Source organism: Armatimonas sp. (assembly GCF_031410135.1).
Classification (GTDB): domain Bacteria; phylum Armatimonadota; class Armatimonadia; order Armatimonadales; family Armatimonadaceae; genus Armatimonas.
This window is the reverse complement of the sequence record NZ_JANNYP010000423.1, coordinates 1-2,108: the sequence shown is the minus strand read 5'-3', so window position 1 is coordinate 2,108 and position 2,108 is coordinate 1. Positions and strand designations below refer to the sequence as shown.

Genomic DNA, 2,108 nt, shown 5'->3' with positions numbered 1-2,108 from the left:
TTTCCGGTCGCGACATCCACTTGGTACGCCTCGGAGTAGCGCTGCTCTTCTTTGGTTCCTGTGTGCTCAACAAAGATGAGAAAGCGCGTGCCGCCGCGCCAGAGAATCTTGCTCAGCGAGTCGTTTTCTTTGAGAGGAATGCTCGCGAGCGAGGCAGTGTGCACAATCACGCCCTGCTCCGTGACGACAACCAGGTCTTTCTGGTCGCGCAAAAACGCCAACTGGCCCGGCACCGTAGCGATCAGCTCCTGAATCTGACGAATGGGATGTTGCGTCTGTGGCGTGGGTGAGCGTAGCTCAAATTGATCCCGTCGCGTCAGCGTAACCGCGGGGCCAAGGAAGCCAACGGGGGTGGGTTTCGGAGCTAGGTAGGGTTCGCGGCCACTCTCTGCCACACGCCAGCCTGCCGAGTCGCGGGAGGCGGCGAAGGTGACGCGCTGCTTTTTTGCCACAAAGCGCAGGGTGAACTGACCGGGTTTGCTGGTGGCGAGAATCGCGCCGTCTTGCCGGATCTTATCCATCAATTTGTCTTGGGCATCTTCATCCTTGGGAATGTCGTAGTCGGTCGTGCCCTTATAATGGTGTAAATAGCTCGGTGGCTTGACGAGGCGGGCGAAGCCCGACAAGGCAAAGAAAACCACTTCCCTCTCCCGACAATTGAGGTTGAAAGACTTCAGGAATCGAGGAGAAAGAAATGGCTCAGTTTGAGGTTACAGTGGATGAGGCAGATTTGCCAAAATTGTTCAGCGGACAGGGGCTCAGCACCTTAGTCGAGCAGGTACTCAATCAAATGCTTGCCCACCAGGTCACGGCGGCACTCAAGGCACAGCCTGGAGAGAGAACTCAAGAGCGAGTCGGCTATCGAAATGGCACACGAGAGCGAGAAATGCAGACTAGAATCGGAACCATCACGCTTAAAGTGCCAAGGACACGAGAGGGAGAGTTCAGTCCTGACCTATGGGAGCGTTATCAACGCAGTGAGCAGGCTTTCGTTCTTGCCTTGTGCGAGATGGTGCTCCAGGGAGTCTCCACCCGCAAAGTGGAGGCTATCACGGAGGTGCTCTGTGGAGCCGCCTTCAGTAAGTCGCAAGTTTCCAAGCTCTGCTTGGTACTAGATCCTCTGGTGAAGACCTGGCGAGAGCGGCCTTTGGAGACATTCCCCTTCGTTTTGGTAGATGCCATCGTGGTTAAAATCCGTGAGGAAGGCCGTGTCAGACAGTGTGCCCTGCTGATTGCTTGTGGCATTGACGAGGTAGGCTACCGCCACGTGCTGGGCTTTGCCTTGGGGGATAAGGAGAGCGAGGCAAGCTGGAGCGACTTGTTTGCGAGTCTGAAGTCACGAGGATTGACCGGAGTTGAGTTCATCATTTCTGACGATCATGCAGGCTTGGTTAAAGCGGTGGGTAGTCACTTCGCCGGAGCGACTTGGCAGAGGTGTCAAGCGCACTTCCTGAGGAACTTGAGCGATGCGTGTCCCAAGACTGAGGTGGAATCCTTTCTTGCTTCAGCCAAGCAGGTGCTTCATGCCCCTGATCTTGCCAGCGCACGTACCCGCTTCCGCGAGATGTGCCAGAGCTTTGAAGGTAGATGTAGCAAGGCGGTTGCCCTCTTGGAGTCTGCTTTTGACGAGGTGACGAGTGTGATGGTCTTGCCGGTGAAGTACCATCGTTTGCTTCGTACAACCAACTCCCAGGAGCGTTTGAATGGGGAGATTCGTCGCCGCGACCGCGTGATTCGGATTTACCCGAATAGGGCGAGCTGCGAGCGACTGCTTGGCGCGTTGTTAATGGAGTTTGACGAGGCGATGACGAGTGGCAAGGTATACACCAACATGGACGACTACCATACTTGGCGGTTGGAGCGATCTGGGGGAGACCGTCCTAAAGACGGGGGACGCGCTTTACGAGAGGCTTTGCCAGAGGCGATGCCCTCTGCTGCTGCTTTTAAAGGAAAGGAATCCGAGGTGCTCTTGACGGTGGCCTAAGCCGCTGACGAGACGCTTTTGAAGGCGAAGCGAGCGAGCTTCGCGGGCGGCAAAGCCGCCGGGGAGAGGGAAGAGCTAATTACACCAAAATATGGACTTGACAATCGAAAGTGGATCTCGTGCA

1 protein-coding gene and 1 pseudogene are annotated in these 2,108 nt (G+C 55.9%); one reads left to right on the top strand and one right to left on the bottom strand.

All coding sequences use genetic code 11. The annotated features are described in order from the left end of the window. On the bottom strand, nucleotides 1-641 hold a 641-nt coding region (locus RMO15_RS15560; RefSeq protein ID WP_309714366.1), incomplete at its 3' end, for a hypothetical protein. Between the two features lie 53 nt (nucleotides 642-694). On the opposite strand from RMO15_RS15560, the pseudogene RMO15_RS15555 reads away from it, so the two are divergent. Beyond that, nucleotides 695-1,888: pseudogene (locus RMO15_RS15555) on the top strand (IS256 family transposase); the annotation flags it as partial. Nucleotides 1,889-2,108 lie beyond the last annotated feature (220 nt).